Below are 17,749 nucleotides of genomic sequence, written 5' to 3' on the forward strand. Positions count from 1 at the left end.
CCCGCGGTCAGCCGATGCCGGGCGGCAGCTGCTGCGGCCCGGCCTCCCGGGGACGCGGCCGGTCCTCCGGGTGCAGCCGGATCGCCACCAGCGCGACGTCGTCCTGCAGGCCCTCCGGGCGCAGCCGGCGGATCACCTCGTCGCACAGCTCGGCGAGCGGGCGGTCGGCGAGCTGCGCGAACGCCTCCCGCAGCCGGGCGATGCCCTCGTCCAGCGGCAGGTCCCGGCCCTCGACCAGGCCGTCGGTGTAGAGCAGGATCGTCGCCCCCCGCCGGACGGTGAGCACGGACTCGGTCCGGCGCGCGGTCGGGTCGACGCCGAGCATCAGCTCCGCCCGCTCGGTGGCGAGCTCCTCGATCCGACCGTCGGGGTGCAGCACCAGGGGCGGCGGGTGCCCGGCGTTCGACCAGCGCAGCCGGGTGAGGCCCTGCGCGCGCTCCTCGGGGGTCTGCTCCGCCCGGGCGATCGCGGCGGTCGCCATCGTCCCCATGCCGAGCCCCTGGATGGCGGCATCCAGACCGGTGAGGACGGCGGCGGGGCCGATGCCGTCCCGGTAGGCGATGCCGCGCAGCATGCCGCGGAGCTGGCCCATCGCCGCCGCGGCCGCGGTGTCGTGGCCGACGACGTCCCCGATGACCAGCACGGTGCTGCCGTTCGGCTGCAGGAAGGCGTCGTACCAGTCGCCGCCCACCTCGGCCGCCTCCACGGCGGGCAGGTACCGCACGACGATCTCGGCGTGGTCCGGCTCCGGCGGGTCGGTCAGCATGCTGCGCTGCAGGCCCTCGGCGAGCCGGCGCTGCTGCTCGTAGAGGCGGGAGTTGTCCAGCGCCAGTGCGACGCGGTCGGCGATGTCGCGCAGCGTGGCGACGTCGTCGGCGTCGGCCCGCTCGCGATCGGCCGACCGGTAGACGCTCAACGCGCCCAGGGTGCGCCCACGGGCGACGAGCGGCAGCGTGACGGCGGTCTTCGGGGCGAGCGCGTCCAGCACGTCCTTGACCTCGCCGGGCGGCAGGAAGCGGCCGACCGCCTGCTGGACGTCGGGCACCTCGCGCAGCTGCCCGGAGGCCAGCGCGCGGAGGATCGGGGCGTCGGGCGGCAGGGCGGCCAGCCGCAGCGCGGCGTACCTGCGGACGGCGCCCCGGAGCTCCGGGTCGCGGTGCCAGCCTGCGACGTCGCGCATCCGCCCGTCTGCATCGACCAAGCTGGCGATCACCCAGTCCCCGCTGATCGGGACGAGCGCCTCGGCCACCCGCTGGACCGCCTGCTCCTCACCGGCCCCGCTGGCCAGCCGCTCGGCCATCGCGCCGGTGGTCTCGGCGACCAGCCGCAGCCGCTCCGCGCCCCGACGCGCCCGTTCCTGCGCGGCCCGTCGGTCGGACACGTCGAGGAAGGAGACCGACAGCCCGTCCGGGCCGGGCCACGCGCGCACCTCGAACCACGCGTCGAGCGGTGCCGGGTAGTAGGCCTCGAAGACCTGCTCCCGGCCGGTGGACACGGCCTCGCGGTAGCGGCGGCCGAACTCCGCCTCTGAGGCGTCCGGGAAGGCGTCCCAGACGACGGCGCCCAGCAGCTCCTCGCGGGTCGTCTGCAGGACCCGCTCGGACTCGGCGTTGAGGTAGGTGAACCGCCACGCGCGGTCGAGGGTGAAGAACGCCGACTTCACCGACTCCATGACGCGGGCGACCCGCGCGTCCGCGGTCCGCTGCGCCGTCGTGTCGTACCCCGCCCCCACCACGCGGACGGCGATCCCGGCGTCGTCGGCCAGCGCCCGGCCGCGGCCCTGGATCCAGCGGGTCTCCCCGGAGGGCAGCACGACGCGGAACTCGGCGTCGTACTCCCCGACGCCGTCGATGGCCTCCTGCAGCGCCTCCATCGTCCGCTCGCGGTCGTCGGGGTGGCAGCGCTGGGCGAAGGCGTCGATCGTCTCGTCGAAGGAGTCGCGGTCGAAGCCCATCAGCTCCTTGAGCCGGTCGTCCCACACCAGCCGCCCGCTGACCAGGTCCCAGTCGAAGCTGCCGATGCCCGCGGCGTCGATGGCCAGCTCGAACGCCAGCCGGCTGGACTCCATCTCGCGCACCTCGGCGGCCAGCTGCAGCTCGATCGCCACCGAGTCACCGAGCTGGCGGAGCAGCGCGACGTCGGCGTCGCCCCACGGCCGCGGCTCGCGGCCGAAGGCGGACAGGGCACCCACCACCTGGCCCTCGAAGACCGTGAGCGGGATGCCCAGGTAGGCGCCCACCTCCCCGGAGGCCACCGGCGGCAGGGCGGCCAGCCGCGGGTCGCGGTGCGCGTCCGGGGCCACGACCGGGTCCGGCGAGGCGGCCGCGGTCACGCCGCAGAGGGACTCGGTCAGGGGCACGCGGATGCCCACGGTGCCCTGCGGGAGGCCGGTGCCGCCGAGGACCAGCTCGTCGTCACCGAAGAGCGACACCTGGGCGGCGTCGGCACCCAGCAGCTGCACGGCCAGCGCGGTGAGCCGCTGCAGCGCGGCAGAGCCCACGGCCGTCGCCTCGAGCCGGCGGACGGCGGACACCCGGTTCACGGCGGTGGTATCGACCGTGGGATCGACCGAGGTCACGTTCGTCGTCCCCCCTCGCCGGCATCCGTCCACGGCGCCGGAAGCGGCCCGCCGGGGGCCATTCTCCCCGGCGGGGCCGAACGGCGCGGACCCGGGACGCAGCAGAGCGGCGGGCACCGCCCGCGGAGGCGTTCCGGGAGGTGCCCGCCGCTCGGCGGATCGTGCGGGTGGTGCGAGCTCGTCGTCCTCCGCGGCGCCCGGGCCGGCTGCTCCCGGACCGCGCCGGTCGTGGTGCGGGGCCGGACCCGGGGCTGCATCGGCGCCGCCCGGCCAGGTGCTGCCGGTCAGAGACCCGTGCGGCTCACGCAGGCGGACGTGAGCGCACCGGGTACCGGCAGGGCCTGTTGGTCTCACCGCGGCGGATCCGGATCCGGCAGCCGGCCCCTCGTCGGTGCGCGCCTCCGGGGAGGGTCCGCGCGCTGCGTGCTGCAGTCGGCGGGGGATCGAGGCGCGGAACGTCGGGCGGAGCAGCGGCCGGCGCCCGGAGGGGCACCGTCGGGGTGGGCCAGGAGTGCGCCGAGGACGGCCCGGGAGGGTCGCACTCGGACGACCGAGGCGCGGTCGCGGTCCCCGGCATGAGGGGGACGGTCGCGGCGTGCTCGGGTGGAGCGGAGGACGGCGTCCACGGCCGGTTCTCCGTGGATCGCGCGGGGTCAGCCGGTCGCGGGAGGCGTCCGGCGGGGTTCGGCGCGGGAGGACGGGTCCCCCCGGGCGCGGGCCGGCCCGGCGCGCGCCCCACCCGCGGGCGAGCGGGCGGCGGGAACGGTCCGTCCCGCACCGGGTGTCGCGGTCCGGGCCACGGGCACCGGCCGGGCGACGGCGGCGGAGCGGGCAGGGGCGGGGGTGCGCCACGCCGGGGGCTGCGGCCAGCCGGGGGGCGGCGGTGCCCACCCGGGCCGGACGGGGCCCACCGGTGCGGGAAGCAGCGCCACGGCGGGGGAAGGCGCCGCGGGCCGGATCGTGGGGGTGCTGGGCAGCTCGCGCAGGACGACCGGGGCGTCGACCCGGGTCGGCGCGGGAACCTCCACGGGGGCCGGGCGGCCCCACGCGAGGTGCTCGCCGTGCGGGCCGGCACCCCAGTGGGCGGCCCGCCGGGTGAGGGCGTGCAGCCGCCGACGCAGGGACACCGACGGCGCGGGCTCGGGCGTGCGCCAGGCCAGGTGCTCGCCGTTCGCCCCGCCGCCCCACAGCGCGATCCGGCGGGTGAGGTCGCGCAGCCCCGCGACGGGGCGGCGCACGCGGTCGGGCACGACGGTCACGGTCGGCGTGCGCGGCGCGGGGACGACGGGCAGCCGGGCGGGCCGGGCCGAGGGGGCCAGCTGCATCGTGCGCAGCGGCACCGGGCGCACCGTCGCGCGGAAGGCGGCCGTGTGCACCGGCCGGGACCGCCGGCCCGCGTCGGCGCGGTCCAGCACGGCGACGAGGCCGGACAGGGAGCCGCCCGCGTCGGGAGGGAGCGCGCCCCGGCGTGCCAGCGCCATCGCGCTCGCCTCGCTGCTGCTCATGTCGCCTCCAGGTCGTCGTCCGCGACCGGGGAAGGTGTCGCGGACAAGGAGAAAGCTAGGCAGTCGGGCCGCGCGCGACGGCCGTCCGGGACACGTCCTGGAGGGCGCGTGACCGAATAGTTGCGCGGGGGTCCCGCGGCGGCCGGTGACCCGTCCCCCGGGCCGTGCCCTTGTCGACAAGCAGGCGGGTTCCGAGCGTGGAACGGCACACCGACCCCACCGGTCACTCCGGCGCGGGCCGCGCCGCGCCCGCGTGTCGCGGTACCGGGGCGGGCCGGTACCGGTGCCGCCACACCGCGCGGACGACGCCGCTCCCCCGATCGGGCCACCCGCCGAATTGCCGCCCGCGCGGCACGCTCCGAGACTCGGCCCGTGCATGATCACGAGCAGGGCGCCACGGCCACCTCCACCGAACCAGGGCCAGCGGGCGACGACACCCGCCTCAAGCGGTCGGTGACGGGGAAGCTGCTGTTCCTGTTCATCCTCGGCGACGTCCTGGGCGCGGGCATCTACGCCCTGTTCGGCGTGATGGCCGGCGAGGTCGGCGGCGCGGTCTGGGCCCCGATGCTGGTCGCCCTCGTGCTCGCCATGCTCACCGCGGCCTCCTACGCGGAGCTGGTCACGAAGTACCCCAGGGCCGGCGGCTCGTCGGTGTTCGCCGAGCGGGCCTTCGGCAGCCCGCTCGTCTCCTTCCTCGTCGGCTACTGCATGCTCGCCGCCGGCGTCACCAGCGCGGCCGGCCTCTCGCTGGCCTTCGGCGGTGACTACCTGGGCGTCTTCCTCGACGTGCCGGCCGTCCCCGCCGCCGTCGTCTTCCTCGTGGTCGTCGCGCTGGTCAACGCCCGCGGCATCAAGGAGTCCGTGCGGGCCAACGTGGTCATGACCGTCATCGAGGTGTCCGGCCTGGTCCTGGTGGTCATCCTCGGCGCCCTGGTGCTCGGTCGCGGCGACGGCGACGTCGGCCGGGTCACCGAGTTCCCCGACGGCGTCGGGGTCGCCTCCGGCGTGCTGGCCGCGGCGCTGATCGCCTACTACTCCTTCGTCGGCTTCGAGACCTCCGCCAACGTGGCGGAGGAGGTCCGCGACGTGCGGCGGGTCTACCCGATGGCGCTCTTCGGCGCGCCCTGCTGGTGGCCGGCGTCGTCTACGTGCTGGTCGGGCTCGCCGCGGCGGTCGTGCTGCCGGCCGACCAGCTGGCCGACTCCTCCGGCCCGCTGCTCGAGGTCGTGCGCGCAGCCGACGTCGGCGTCCCCGACGAGCTGTTCAGCGCGATCGCGCTGATCGCCGTCGCCAACGGCGCCCTGCTCACCATGATCATGGCCAGCCGCCTGGTGTTCGGGATGGCCGAGCAGGGGCTGCTCCCCCGGCCGCTGGCCCGGGTGCTGCCCGGCCGCCGGACGCCGTGGGTGTCGATCCTGGTGACGACGCTGGTGGCGATCGCGCTCACGCTCACCGGCGACCTGGGCGAGCTGGCCAACACCGTCGTCCTGCTGCTGCTGTTCGTCTTCCTCAGCACCAACACCGCCGTCCTCGTGCTGCGCAAGGACCGGGTGGAGGCCGACCACTTCCGGGTGTGGCCCGTCGTCCCGGTGCTCGCCGTCGCCTCCTGCCTGCTGCTGCTGTGGAAGCAGGAGGCCGGGACCTGGCTCCGCGCGGCGATCCTGCTCGCGGTCGGCGTCGTCCTGTACCTGCTGGCCCAGGCCCCGTGGTGGAAGGCGACGCACGAGCCGCTGCGCGACGAGAGCTGACGCGAGAGCGGGGTTCCCGGGGTCCGGCGAGCCGCGCGAAGCCCCGCGACCCCGCCCTCGGGGGAGGAGGCGCGGCCACTGGCAGGATGCGTCGGTGACCGCCCGCATCCCCCTGGTGATCGACACCGACCCCGGCATCGACGACGCGCTGGCGATCCTGCTCGCACTGGCCAGCCCGGAGGTCGACCTCCGGCTGGTCACCACCGTGCACGGCAACGTCGACCTGGCGCTGACGACGGAGAACGCGCTGCGGGTGCTGCACCTCGCCGGACGTTCCGACGTGCCGGTGGCCGCCGGGGCGCAGGCCGCGCTCATCCACCCGCAGCCGGAACGGGCGGGCCACGTGCACGGCGCCGAGGGCCTGGGCGGGGTGCAGCTGCCGCCGTCCCCCGCCCGCGTCGACCCGCGTCCCGCCGTCGTCGCGCTGGCCGAGCTGCTGATGAGCTCGCCGGAACCGGTGACCGTCGCGCCCATCGGGCCGCTCACCAACATCGCGCTGCTGCTGGCCGTCTACCCGGAGGCCGCCGCCCGCATCGGCCGGCTGGTCGTCATGGGCGGCTCGGCCGCGCGCGGCGGCAACGTCACCGCCGCGGCGGAGTTCAACATCTGGTCCGACCCCGAGGCGGCCGCCGCCGTGCTCGGCTCGAGCCTGCCCACGGTCATGGTCGGGCTGGACGTCACCCTGCCCACGGTGCTGACCGAGGAGGGCATCGCCCGGTTCGCCGCGGCCGGCCCGATCGGCGCCACGGCGGCCGCGATCCTGCAGCAGTACCTGGACCACGCGCGGGGCGCCTACGGCACCGCCGGGGTGGTCGTGCACGACGCGCTGGCGCTCACCGAGGCGATCGTCCCGGGCACGGTCGGCACCGTCCGCCGGGACGTCGTCGTCGACACCACCCTGGGCGCCGGTCGCGGGCAGACCCTCGTGGACCGGCGGGCGGTCGCGACCTCGCCGTCGGCGGTCGAGGTGGCCGAGACCGTCGACAGCGCGGCCGCCGTCGAGTTCCTCGTGTCGCGGCTGGCCCGCCTGGACGCGGGGGCCTAGCCCGCCCGGGTCGACGCCACGATGCCGACGGCGATCTCCCGCAGCTTGCGGTTGTAGCGCTGGGAGGCGTCGCGCAGGATCTCGAACGCCGCGTCGCCGTCGACGCCCCGCTGCGCCATGAGCACGCCCTTCGCCTGCTCGATGACCGCGCGCGACTCCATCGCGATCTGCAGGTTCCGGCTCTGCTCGGACAGCCGGTGGTGGGCGGTGGCGTTGACCACCGCCACCGCGATCGCCTCCGCGACCTCCCGGGCGGTGCGCAGCGATTCGTCCGGGAGGAAGGCCTCCGGCCGCGAGGAGTACACGTTCAGCGCGCCGATGACGGTGCCCTGGTAGGGCAGCGGGACCGACAGCGAGCTGCGGACGCCCTGCTCGCGCACGCGCGCGACGTAGCTGGGCCAGCGCTGCTCGGTGTGCGTGTCGTCGATCCGCAGCACCACCCCGCCGCGGCCGGCGTCCATGCAGGGCCCATAGCCCTCTTCGTACTGCAGCTCGTCGGCGGCCAGGGCCATCTCGCCGGAGTGGGCAGCGGTGAACGGCTTGTCGCCGCGGAGCAGCGTCGTGGAGACCGACTCCGCACCGGGTACGCCACGGGCTGCGATGACCGTGATCTCGCCGAGGGTCTCCTCGAGGGAGCGGTCGGCCAGCACCACCCGGCTCAGGTCGCGCATGAGGTCGTCCACCCCGGCATTGTGCCCCGGACCGCCCGGTGTTCCCCGCCCCCCTTCGCGCGTGGGGGCGTGATCGGTCAGGATGGTGGCGCTGCCGGGGGACCTCCCCGCGGCGCGTGCGCAGCAGACGCGAGGAGATGGCATGGGCGACGAGCCGGTCCGGGAGGCGTGGCCCACGGCGCCCGTCCCCTCCGTCCCCGGCGACGTCTGGCACTGGCAGCTCGAGGCGATGCACGTCGTCTCCCGCGTCCGCTCGGACCTCCGCGCCCGCATCGCCCACCCCTCGGTGGCCTCCGCGTCGACCGAGGACGCCCGCGACGGGCTGCTGCTGGTCTTCGAGGAGCTCGCCTCCAACGCCCTCCGCCACGGGGGCGGGGACGTCCGCGCCCTCGTCGTCGCCGGCGCGGAGGGCTGGCTGCTCGACCTGAGCGACGAGGCCCCCGAGAAGCCGCCCGTCCCGGCCATCGACCGCGACCCCGCCCTGGGCGGGATGGGGCTGCACCTGGTCACCCAGCTGTCCTCCAGCTTCGGCTGGGAGCAGCGGCCCGGGCGCAAGCACGTCTGGGCCCGGCTGCCGTCGGGTCGCGCCGCGGCCCCCGAGCAGGCGCAGCGCGACCGGCTCCCCGAGCCGCGCTCGGGTGACTCCCGCCGGGACTGAGCTCGAGCGGCGACCCCTCCGGGGCCACCTCCGCACGGCCTCACTCCACGGAGCGGGCGCGCTCCTCCCGCAGCACCTGGAACACGCGGCGGCGCACCCGGTCCTGGTCCTTCTCCTGGATGCCGACGAACCGGAGCGACATCATCCAGCGGGCACCCCGGGCCTGGGCGCGCACGACCTCGGCCTTGGTGCTGATCGCGCCGTCCTCCAGCTCGAACGCGAGGGTCAGCGTGGCGCCGGCCTCGGGGAGCATGCCGAAGCCCTCGAACCGCGCGCGCATGCCGTTCTCGCTGAGGTCCAGGGTCTCGCCGGTCAGGTCCAGCCCGCCGATGCCGGCGGTGACCTCGAGGCCCACCCGGCCGCGGACGGCGGTGCGGCGCTGGCTCTCCTCGGCCGGGCCGGTCACCCGGAGGCGCCAGCGCACCACCGTGCCGGTCTCGACCTCGATCACCTCGGCCGGCAGCGCGCGCCGGGTGGCGCCGGTCCTCCAGAAGACCTCGACGGAGTCACCCGGGCGGACGACGGACTGCTCCACGTACTCGCCCGCGGAGGGGCGGACGGTGACCACGCCGTCGCTCACGTGCTCCACCCGGGAGCTGATCGAGATGCCGTGTGCGGCGAGCGTGACGTCCGCCTCGGACTGCTCCTCGGAATGGTCGACACCGGGAACGCGCGCCATGGAAGTCTCCGTTCGTCAGTTGCGGACCCTGCGGACCCTCAACCGTGGACCGGACCCTTTCGCGAGAACGGTAACTGCCGTTCTCCGTACCCTCGGGCTCAGGGGCGGCGCGCCGCGTAGGAGCTGACGAACTCGCGCAGGCTGCGGGTGGGGCGCAGCCAGGCGCCGTCGGCGGGCAGCGCGTCCAGGCGCACCCGGTCCAGCGGCTCGACGAACGCGCCGGGGACGTCCTCGATGTCGATGAACTCCAGGACGTCGGAGCTGATCGCGTAGCCGGCCACCTCGCTGAACGCGACGACGACGACGTGGGTGCCCTGCCGCGCCAGCTGCTCCAGCGGCTCGGCGAAGTTCCGCCCGTCGCCGGAGAAGACGATCAGCCGGCGCAGCTGGTGGCTGTGCTCGCGGACCGCGATGTGGTCGAGCATGTCCTGGTCGATGTCGTCGTTCGGCTGGAGCTTGGGCCGGGCGAACACCGCGTACCCGAACCCGCGCAGCGCCTCGACGAACCCGCGCAAGGACCCGGGCTGCGGCGGGATGTTGGCGAAGACGCACGCCTCGACCTCGGGCACGGGGCCCGCGCCGTCCTCCGCGCCCGCGACGAACCAGGCGGCGATCGCGTCGAACCGGGGTCGCGAGTCCTTCGTGGGGCGCGCGCCGATGACCGTCGACAGGGTCATGTCGATGTTCGGGGCGTCCCAGATGAGCAGGTCCAGCGGCGGGCGGCGGCGACCGTCGTCGCTCGCGGCGCCCTCGGCGGGCAGCGGGGTGGCGACGACGTCGGCGGGGGCGGAAGGGCTGTCCGGCACGGGAGCAGTCTGCCCTTGCGGAGCTCGACCCGTCGCGGACGGCCCCGGCGACGGCGTTCCGGCGGGCGGGCGGCCGGGCGGGACGGACGGCGGGCCGGCCGGCGCCGTGGCCCGGCGGATGGTGCGGCGCACGTTCACGGGGCGGTCGGCACCGAGGTCGCGGCGGCGGCGATCGCGCAGGCGTCGCCCCCGGCCTCCTGCACCGACCGGACCCAGCGCGGGACGTCGTCCCCGGGCATGGCGTGCCCGAGCAGCCAGCCCTGGACCAGGTCGCAGCCGGCCTCGCGGACCATCCGCAGGTGCTCGACGGTCTCCACGCCCTCGGCCACCGACCGGATGCCCAGCGTGCGGGTGAGCGCGACGATCGCCGCGAGCACCGCGCCGCCCTCGCCGCCGGTGACCCGCTCGGCGGCGACCAGCAGCGAGCGGTCGATCTTCAGCGTGCCGATCGGCAGGGAGAACAGCTGGGCCAGCGACGACCAGCCGGTGCCGAAGTCGTCGATGGCGACCCGCACCCCGGCACGGCGGAGGACGGTGAGCTGGTCCTCGGCGCGGGTGGGGTCCTCGGCGATGCTGGTCTCGGTGAGCTCGAGGACGAGCTGGTCGGCCGCCAGGCCGGACTCGCGCAGCGCCAGGCGGACGTCGCGGACCAGGGTCTCGGCCGAGAAGTGCCGGGCGCTGATGTTGACCGCCATGCGCAGCGGCAGGCCTTCGGCGGCCCAGGCGGCGGCCCGCCGCGTCGTCTCCCGCAGCAGCCAGCGGGTGATCGGGATGATCTGCCCGGTCTCCTCGGCGACGGCGAGGAAGGTGTCCGGGGCGAGCAGGCCGCGCTCGGGGTGCTGCCACCGCACCAGCGCCTCGACGCCCTCCACCTCGCCGGTGTCGAGCCGGACCACCGGTTGGTAGTGGACGACGAGCTGGTCGATCGCCTCGTCCCGCAGGCGGGTGGCGACCTCCAGCCGCCAGCGCGCGGCCTCCCGCAGCCCGGGCGAGAACAGCCGCACCCGGTCGCGGCCCATGCTCTTGGCCGCGAACATCGCCGCGTCGGCGTCGCTGAGCAGCTGGTGGGGGTCGCGGGCGTCGGGCTGGGCGACGGCGACCCCGACGCTGGCCGAGAGCGGGACCGAGATGCCCGAGGCCGGGAAGGGCCGGGTGAAGGTGCCCTGGAGCCGGAAGGCGAGGTCCGCGGCATCGGAGGTGTGGCAGCGGTGCGCCAGCACGACGAACTGGTCGCTGCCCAGCCGCCCGACGGCGTCACCGGGCCGCAGCGCGCCGGCCAGCCGGTGGCCGACCTGCCGGAGCAGCTGGTCGCCGATGCCGTGGCCCAGTGAGTCGTTGATCGTCTTGAAGCCGTCGAGGTCGAGGACGATGAGCGCGGCCCCCGCGCCGTCGTCGTCCGGCCCGGCGGCCAGGGCCTCGGCGGTGAGGTCGAGCAGGGTGCTGCGGTTGGGCAGGCCGGTCAGGTCGTCGTGGCGGGCCCGCCAGGCGAGCGCCTGCTCGCCGCGCACCCGCTCGGTGACGTCGGTGTGCGTGACCACGACCCGCGTCGAGTGCTCGACCCGCGAGGCCTGCATGCGGAACCAGCCGGTGGTGGTCGGGGTCGACCGCGCGTACTCGTGCTCGAAGGTGTCCGCCCTCTCGGCCGGCGCGGCGACGAGCGCGCGGATGCCTGCGGCGATCGCCTCGGCGTCCGCGGGTGCCAGCCCGCGCTGCACGGCCGCGAGGTAGTCCGAGCCCGGGACGCCGAGGCCGAGCTCGGGCCGGGCGCGGCTGTCCATCCAGGCGCGGTTGCCGGTGACGATGCGCCCGCGCTCGTCGACCAGCACCGTCGCCGACGGCAGCGCCTCGAGCACGGAGGTGAGCCGGCCGAGCTCGGCCTCGCGCTCGGCGTCGGCGCGGTGCCGGGAGTCCACGTCCCGGAAGAAGACCGAGATGCCGGGTGGGTCCGGGAAGACGCGGATCTCGTACCAGCGGCCCTGCGGCTCGTAGAAGTAGTCGAACTCGCGGGCGACGCCGTCGCCGAGGGTCTGCTGGTACCGCTCCTCGGCGATGGTGTTCACCGTGGCCGGGAAGCAGTTCCGCGCCCGGCGCCCCAGCAGCTGGTCGGCACGCCGTTCCAGCAGCAGCTCGGCGGCCGCGTTGACGTAGGTGAAGCGGCCCCCGGCGTCGAGCCGGAAGACGGCGTCCGGCACCGCGGCGAGATCCGGCCGCGACCCGTCGTCTGAAGCCACGCTCCCCGCACTCCGTCCGCTGGCGCTCGATGGTCCGCGTATGCGGAGGTTACGGCACAGAACCGTCCCGGGCCGGGCCCAGGAGGCCGGGGTCCGACCCCCCGAGCCTACTGCCCCGAGCGCCTCAGCCGGGCGTTCCGATCGCCGCGCGGCTGACCAGCGCAGCGACGTCCGCGGACGCGGGGAGGGTGCCCAGCACCGCGCCCCAGTCGCCGCCGAGCCGGGACGCGCAGAAGGCGTCGGACACCGCTGCCGGGGCGTGCCGGAGGAGCAGCGAACCCTGGAGGCAGAGCGCGAGCAGGCCGGCGATCCGGCGGGCCCGCAGCGGCAGCCGCTCGGGGTCCCCGAGCTCCGCTGCGAGTCGCTTCACCGCGTCGTCGAAGCGCGGGTCCACCCCCCGGGCGAGGTCGATCTCCTCGATCACCGCGGCGAGCGACTCCGAGGAGCGGCCCACGGCCCGGAGGACGTCCAGGGCGATGACGTTGCCCGAGCCCTCCCAGATGGAGTTCAGCGGCGCCTGCCGGTAGAGCCGCGGCAGCCCGGAGTCCTCGACGTAGCCGTTGCCGCCCAGGACCTCCATCGCCTCCGCGACGACGCCGGGCGTGCGCTTGCAGACCCAGAACTTCGCCGCCGCGCCCGCCAGCCGCAGGAAGGCCGACTCCCCGGCGTCGACGGCGGCGGCGAGCCGGACGGCGAGCGCAGTCGCGGCCTCGCTCTCGACCGCGAGGTCGGCGAGCACGTTCTGCATGAGCGGCTGGTCGACCAGGAGCGCGCCGAAGGCGGCGCGGTGCCGGGCGTGGTAGCCGGCCTGGGTCAGGGCGGCGCGCACCGTGGCCGCCGAGCCGAGCACGCAGTCCAGCCGGGTCATGTTGACCATCTCGATGATGGCCGGGACGCCGCGGCCCGGTTCGCCGACGAGCCAGCCCGTCGTGCCGTCGAACTCGACCTCGCTGGAGGCGTTGGACCGGTCGCCGAGCTTGTCCTTGAGACGTTGCACGTGGAACACGTTCCGCGATCCGTCGGGGAGCACCCGCGGGACGAGGAAGCAGGAGACGCCCTCGTCGAGCTGGGCCAGCACGAGGAACAGGTCGCTCATCGGTGCGGACGTGAACCACTTGTGGCCGGTCAGCCGGTGGGTGCCGTCCGGCTGGGGCACCGCCCGGGTGGTGCCGGCCCGCACGTCGGAGCCGCCCTGCTTCTCGGTCATGCCCATGCCGGCGATCAGCCCGCGCTTGCCGGTGGGCTCGGCCAGCCCGAAGTCGTACTCCGTCGCCGTGAGCCCCGGCTCGAGCCGCGCGGCGAGCTCGGGCGCCCGGCGCAGGGCGGGGACGACGGCGTAGGTCATCGTCGTGGGACAGGCGTGGCCCATCTCCACCTGCGTCCAGCCCACGTAGCCGACCGCCCGGCGGACGTGGGCGTGCGCGTCCCCCTCGGCCGCGGCCCGCCACGGCGCCCCGGCGAGCCCGTTGCCGACCGCCGTGCGCATCAGCTCGTGCCAGGCCGGGTGGAACTCCACCTCGTCGATCCGGTGGCCGTAGCGGTCGTGCGTGCGCAGCCGCGGCGGGTTCTCGTTCGCCAGCCGCCCCCATTCCTGCGCCTGCTCGCTCCCGGCGAGCCGGCCCAGCCCGGCGAGGGAGTCCAGGGTGGCCCGGTCGGCGTGCCGCACGCAGGCCTCGGCCAGGGCGGCATCCCCCGCGATCGGGTCGTGCCCGACCAGCGGGGGCACCTGGTTGGTCACCTCGTGGGTGGCGGGCATGCCCGCACCGTAATCCAGCGGGCCGTCCGGCGGCGGCCCCCGACCGCTCGCCCGCGGGGGGTCAGGCGCGGACGAGGCGCCCGAGGGCCAGGCGGGCGGCCGGGGCGTACCCCAGGACCAGCGGAGCCGGCCCGGACAGCCGCAGCCCGGTCGTCGTCCCGCCGCCGGGGCCCTCGGCGACCCAGTGCAGCAGCCGCACGTGCAGCGGCCCGACGGCGACCCGCCACGACCACCGGCTGGCGGCCTCGTCGACGTCCTCGACTGCGAAGGGCGCCGACACCCCCAGGGGGCCGCGCACCCGGCCGGCGAGACCGGGGGCCAGCCGGCCGGCCGGGAACTCCACGCCGGTGATCTGCGGCGACCAGCCCGGCCAGCGGGCCGGGACGGCGTACCGCTCCCAGACCTCGGCGGGCGGGGCGGTGCCGGTCGCGTGCAGGGTCAGCGTCGTCACCGCCGGGATGTGCCCCGCGGGGGCGCGCCGGACACCCGCACCGTCAGGCCGGGGGACCGCCGACCAGCAGTTCGCGCGCAGCAGGTGCAGCGCCATCGTGACGGAGCGTTCCCGCACCGCCGTCCGCGAGCCGCGCAACCGCAGGGCGCGGGCGACCTGCCCGTCCGGGCCGACGACGCACACGTGCACGGTGCCGACCGGCTTGTCCGCGGTGCCGCCACCGGGGCCGGCGACTCCGGTGATCCCGACGCCGACGTCGGCACCGAAGCGGGCCCGGGCGCCCTCGGCCAGGGCCGCGGCCACCTCCGCGCTGACCGCACCGTGCGCCTCGATCAGCGCGGCAGGCACGTCGAGCAGGGCCTCCTTGGCGCTGTTCGCGTAGGCGGCGACCCCGCCGAGCAGGAACGCCGACGAGCCGGCGCGGGCGCTCAGCCGCCCGGCGAGCAGCCCCCCGGTGCAGGACTCCGCGGTGGCGACGGTGAGCCCCCGCTCGACCAGCGCGCCGGCCACGACCTCGTCGAGGTCCGGCCCGGTGGAGAAGATCGTGTCGCCGTGCCGCTCGGAGAGCACCGCGAGCAACCGGTCGTAGGCGGGCTGCGCGTCCGGGCCGAAGCGGGTGACGATCTCCAGCTCGCCCTCCCGCAGGCACGTGGTGATCTCCAGCCCGCCGAGCTCGTCGTCCGCGTCGCGCAGCGTGGCGGCCAGCTGGGCCTCGAGCGTGCCCCACAGCCGCACCGTCTCCTGGCGCAGCTCCGGCGCCCCGGTGAGCAGGGCGGCGACCGGCGCGGCGGCGAGCGCGGCGGGCCACATGCCGCGCAGCTCGCCCGGCGGGCCGGGGAGCACGACGACGACCGGGCCGGTCCGCCCCTCCGCGGGCGGGACGACGAGACCGGGCGCGGTGCCGACCGGGTCCAGGACCGTGGCGCCCGCGGGCACCCGCGCCTGCTTCCGGACGCCCTCGGCGGTCGACACCGGGTCGGCCCGCCAGCCGCGCAACGCCATGAGCCGGTCGACGACGGCGGCGATCCGCTGCTCGAGCTCGGGGTCCACGTCCGAGGGGCACCCCTGGTACGCGCCGACCACCTCGGCGGTCAGGTCGTCGGCGGTCGGCCCGAGCCCGCCGGTGGTGAGGAGGAGGGGGACGCCGGTGCCGGCGAGGAAGGCGAGGGCGTCGCGCAGGTCGTCGGGCCGGTCGCCCACCACGACGACGTGCCCGACGTCGACGCCGAGCTCCCGCAGCCGCTCGGCGAGCCACGGCCCGTTGGCGTCGGCGACGCGGCCGGTGAGGACCTCGGTCCCGGTGACGACGATGCCGGCGCGGATGCTCACCCGACCGACCCTAGGGCGCCGCCCTCCGGTGCGCCCGGGGCGCCGGGCGCCGGGCCCCGGTTACGGTGCGGGGGCGGCCGGCCCGACGGCCGACCGACGCCAGCGAGGAGGATCCGTGAGTTCGCCGACCGACCCCCAGCCGCCCGCCGAGCCCGCGGTCCCGGCCCCGCCGAGCACGCAGGAGATCCCGGTCGCGGCACCACCGGTCAGCGCGCAGACGCTGCCCCCGCACCCCGGCGCCACGACGCCCTCGCCGGTGCAGACGGTGCAGCCGACCGGCCCGGTCGGCCTCGTGCCCGGCCTGCCCGGGGCGCTGCCCCCGATCCCGCCGCCGGCTCCGGTCCCCGCCGCGACCGGCCCGGTGCCGCCCGTGGCGGAGGACCCCGCGGTCGAGGAGCTCCCGAGCGCGGTGACGCGGGAGGCGCCGGCCTCCGAGGCGCCGACCGAGGTCGTCGCCGACGCCCCGGCGACCCCGCGGGACCGGTCGGCGCTGATCGGGCTCGGCCTGGTGGCCGCCTCGCTCCTCGCGCTGGAGCTCGGCCTCGGGCTGCGCTTCGGCGGCGAGTCGTTCTGGTCGGACATCCCGCTGTGGTCGGCGTTCGCGACGGTCTGCGCGGTCCTCGGCCTGGCGGTGTCGGCCGCGCTGCTCCCGGGCAGCCGGCGGCCGAGTGCGGCGAGCAGCTGGCGGATCGCCGCCGGTGGCGTGGTCGGCCTCGCCGTCTTCTGGGTGCTGGTCGTGCTGCCCGTCGTCGCCACCGACCGCGGCTTCCTGCTCACCGCCGCCCTCGGCCTGCTGGGCGCGGCGGTCTGGACCGGGCCCGCCCGCACGGGCTGACCCCGCGGGCGGTCGCGCTCAGCCCTTGCCGCGCCCGGCGTTCCCGGGGCCGTCGCTGCCGTTGCCGTTGCCGTTGCCGTTGCCGTTGTTCTTCCCCGGGCCGCTCGGTGGCGAGCCCTGGGGACCGCCGCCGGACGCCGGCCCGCCCCCGGGCGCCTGGACGGCCGGGCCGGGCTCCGGCGCGGGCGGACCCGGGGCCGACGGCGGCGGAGCCGGGGTCGTCGCGCCGCCGGGGGCGGCCTCGGCGACCGGGCTCTGGGCACTCGCGGGCGCAGGCGCGGGACTGCTCGCCGCCACCTCCGTGACGACGGCGTCGTCAGGCAGCTGCTCCCGCCCCTCCGCGTAGGCCAGCGCCACGAGCGTGCCCCGCTCCACCGCACCGGTCGGGGAGACGCGGCTGACCGTGCCCGCCGCACCCGGCGCGAGCGGGTCGGCGGTCCGCTCCACCCGCAGCCCGAGCCGGCCGAGCTCGGCCTCGACGTCCTCGACCGGCCGGCCCAGGAGGTCGGCGGCGGCCAGCAGCACCGTGTCCGCGCTCTCCGCGGCCGCCGGTGCCGGCGGCACCCCGCGGTCGCCGGCCACCTGCAGGGCCGCGATCCCGATGCCCGCGCCGACCAGCAGCGTGGCCAGCGGGGCCAGCACGCGGGCCCGGCGCCGGGCGGCCCCGGCCGGCGCGACCGCCGCCAGCGGCGCGGTGACCGGGGGCGGGGGCGGCAGCGGGCGGCCCGCGAGCACGTCGTCGATCGCGGCCCGGAACGCGGCGCCGTCCCGCAGCCGCCGCTGGGGGTCCTTCACCGTGGCGTGCCCGATCAGCGCGCGGACCTGCTCGGGGACGTCGTCGGGCAGCGGCTCGGGCTCGTCCCGCAGCTGGCTGAGCGCGATCTGCACGGAGTTGTCCCCGTCGAAGGCGCGCCGCCCGGCCAGGCACTCGTAGCCGATCAGGCCGAGGGCGTAGACGTCGCTGGCCGCGCCCGCCCGGCTGCCGGCGGCCTGCTCCGGTGAGAGGTAGTGCGCGGTGCCGACGACCTGGCCGGTCTGGGTGAGCGGCACGCTGGACGCCGAGACCGCGATGCCGAAGTCGGTGATCTTGACCGTCCCGTCGCGTGCCACCAGGACGTTGCCCGGCTTGACGTCGCGGTGCACCAGCCCGGCGGCGTGCGCCGCCGCCAGCGCGTCCGCGGCCTGGCGCAGCACCGCGAGGGTGCGCGGCACGTCCAGCCGCTCCTCGCGGGCGAGGAGCTCGGCCAGGGACTCGCCCTCCACCAGCTCCATGACGAGGAACGCCATCCGCTCGCCGGTGAGGCCGTCGTCCAGCTCGCCGTAGTCGTGGAGGGCGGCGATGTGCCGGTGCGCGACCAGGGCGGCGTGCTGGGCCTCCGCCCGGAAGCGGGCGAGGAAGGTCGGGTCGCCGGGTGAACTCGCTGCGCAGCACCTTGACCGCGACGGCCCGCGACAGC

At 76.7% G+C, this 17,749-nt stretch carries 13 protein-coding genes and 1 pseudogene; 5 read left to right on the top strand and 9 right to left on the bottom strand.

Translation table 11 applies throughout. From position 1 onward, the window contains the following. Nucleotides 1–7 precede the first annotated feature (7 nt). Entirely contained in the window at nt 8–2,542 is a 2,535-nt protein-coding gene (locus tag JKP76_RS04570) for a SpoIIE family protein phosphatase (protein ID WP_309230032.1), read from the bottom strand. A 689-nt stretch (nt 2,543–3,231) separates the two neighbouring features. After that, complete coding sequence (locus JKP76_RS04575) at nt 3,232–4,083, bottom strand: hypothetical protein (RefSeq protein WP_200489741.1); 852 nt, start codon at nt 4,081–4,083, stop codon at nt 3,232–3,234. 528 nt (nt 4,084–4,611) lie between these two features. On the opposite strand from JKP76_RS04575, the pseudogene JKP76_RS22100 reads away from it, so the two are divergent. The 3 genes and pseudogenes from JKP76_RS22100 to JKP76_RS04585 all read left to right on the top strand — a co-directional run. Further along, a pseudogene (locus JKP76_RS22100) lies at nt 4,612–5,130 on the top strand (amino acid permease); the annotation flags it as partial. A 101-nt stretch (nt 5,131–5,231) separates the two neighbouring features. After that, nucleotides 5,232–5,831: an amino acid permease gene (locus JKP76_RS22105; RefSeq protein WP_309232841.1), complete on the top strand. Its 600-nt coding sequence runs from the start codon at nt 5,232–5,234 to the stop codon at nt 5,829–5,831. A 94-nt stretch (nt 5,832–5,925) separates the two neighbouring features. After that, nucleotides 5,926–6,876 carry a nucleoside hydrolase gene (locus JKP76_RS04585; RefSeq protein WP_200489742.1) on the top strand — a complete coding sequence of 317 codons (951 nt, stop codon included), beginning with the start codon at nt 5,926–5,928 and terminating at the stop codon, nt 6,874–6,876. Here JKP76_RS04585 and JKP76_RS04590 read toward each other — a convergent pair. Continuing rightward, nucleotides 6,873–7,559 carry a GAF and ANTAR domain-containing protein gene (locus JKP76_RS04590; protein WP_200489743.1) on the bottom strand — a complete coding sequence of 229 codons (687 nt, stop codon included), beginning with the start codon at nt 7,557–7,559 and terminating at the stop codon, nt 6,873–6,875. The two genes, JKP76_RS04585 and JKP76_RS04590, sit on opposite strands and share 4 nt — an antisense overlap. A gap of 130 nt (nt 7,560–7,689) precedes the next feature. On the opposite strand from JKP76_RS04590, the gene JKP76_RS04595 reads away from it, so the two are divergent. After that, nucleotides 7,690–8,205, top strand: a complete 516-nt coding sequence (locus JKP76_RS04595; protein ID WP_200489744.1) for an ATP-binding protein — start codon at nt 7,690–7,692, stop codon at nt 8,203–8,205. Nucleotides 8,206–8,245: 40 nt separating this feature from the next. Here JKP76_RS04595 and JKP76_RS04600 read toward each other — a convergent pair whose 3' ends face one another. The 5 genes from JKP76_RS04600 to JKP76_RS04625 all read right to left on the bottom strand — a co-directional run bounded on the left by JKP76_RS04600 (nt 8,246) and on the right by JKP76_RS04625 (nt 15,457). Then, nucleotides 8,246–8,884 (bottom strand): flagellar brake protein, encoded by a 639-nt coding sequence (locus JKP76_RS04600; protein ID WP_200489745.1) that lies wholly within the window; start codon nt 8,882–8,884, stop codon nt 8,246–8,248. 98 nt (nt 8,885–8,982) lie between these two features. After that, nucleotides 8,983–9,690, bottom strand: a complete 708-nt coding sequence (locus JKP76_RS04605; RefSeq protein ID WP_309230033.1) for an NYN domain-containing protein — start codon at nt 9,688–9,690, stop codon at nt 8,983–8,985. Nucleotides 9,691–9,824: 134 nt separating this feature from the next. Beyond that, the gene (locus tag JKP76_RS04610; RefSeq protein ID WP_309232842.1) at nt 9,825–11,921 is read right to left on the bottom strand and encodes an EAL domain-containing protein; all 2,097 of its coding nucleotides are present in this window, start codon (nt 11,919–11,921) and stop codon (nt 9,825–9,827) included. A gap of 124 nt (nt 11,922–12,045) precedes the next feature. After that, on the bottom strand, nt 12,046–13,677 hold the full coding sequence (locus tag JKP76_RS04615) for an acyl-CoA dehydrogenase family protein (protein ID WP_200489747.1): 1,632 nt from the start codon (nt 13,675–13,677) through the stop codon (nt 12,046–12,048). Between the two features lie 61 nt (nt 13,678–13,738). Then, a complete protein-coding gene (locus JKP76_RS04625) occupies nt 13,739–15,457 on the bottom strand; it encodes a competence/damage-inducible protein A (protein WP_309232843.1) in 1,719 nt (572 codons plus the stop codon). Nucleotides 15,458–15,572: 115 nt separating this feature from the next. Here JKP76_RS04625 and JKP76_RS04630 point away from each other — a divergent pair, with 115 nt between their 5' ends. Continuing rightward, on the top strand, nt 15,573–16,292 hold the full coding sequence (locus JKP76_RS04630; protein ID WP_200489748.1) for a hypothetical protein: 720 nt from the start codon (nt 15,573–15,575) through the stop codon (nt 16,290–16,292). Between the two features lie 18 nt (nt 16,293–16,310). Here the strand turns inward: JKP76_RS04630 and JKP76_RS04635 are convergent, their stop codons facing one another. After that, nucleotides 16,311–17,651: a serine/threonine-protein kinase gene (locus JKP76_RS04635; RefSeq protein WP_242471502.1), complete on the bottom strand. Its 1,341-nt coding sequence runs from the start codon at nt 17,649–17,651 to the stop codon at nt 16,311–16,313. Nucleotides 17,652–17,749 lie beyond the last annotated feature (98 nt).

The organism is Blastococcus sp. TML/C7B, assembly GCF_016612845.1.
GTDB lineage: Bacteria > Actinomycetota > Actinomycetes > Mycobacteriales > Geodermatophilaceae > Blastococcus.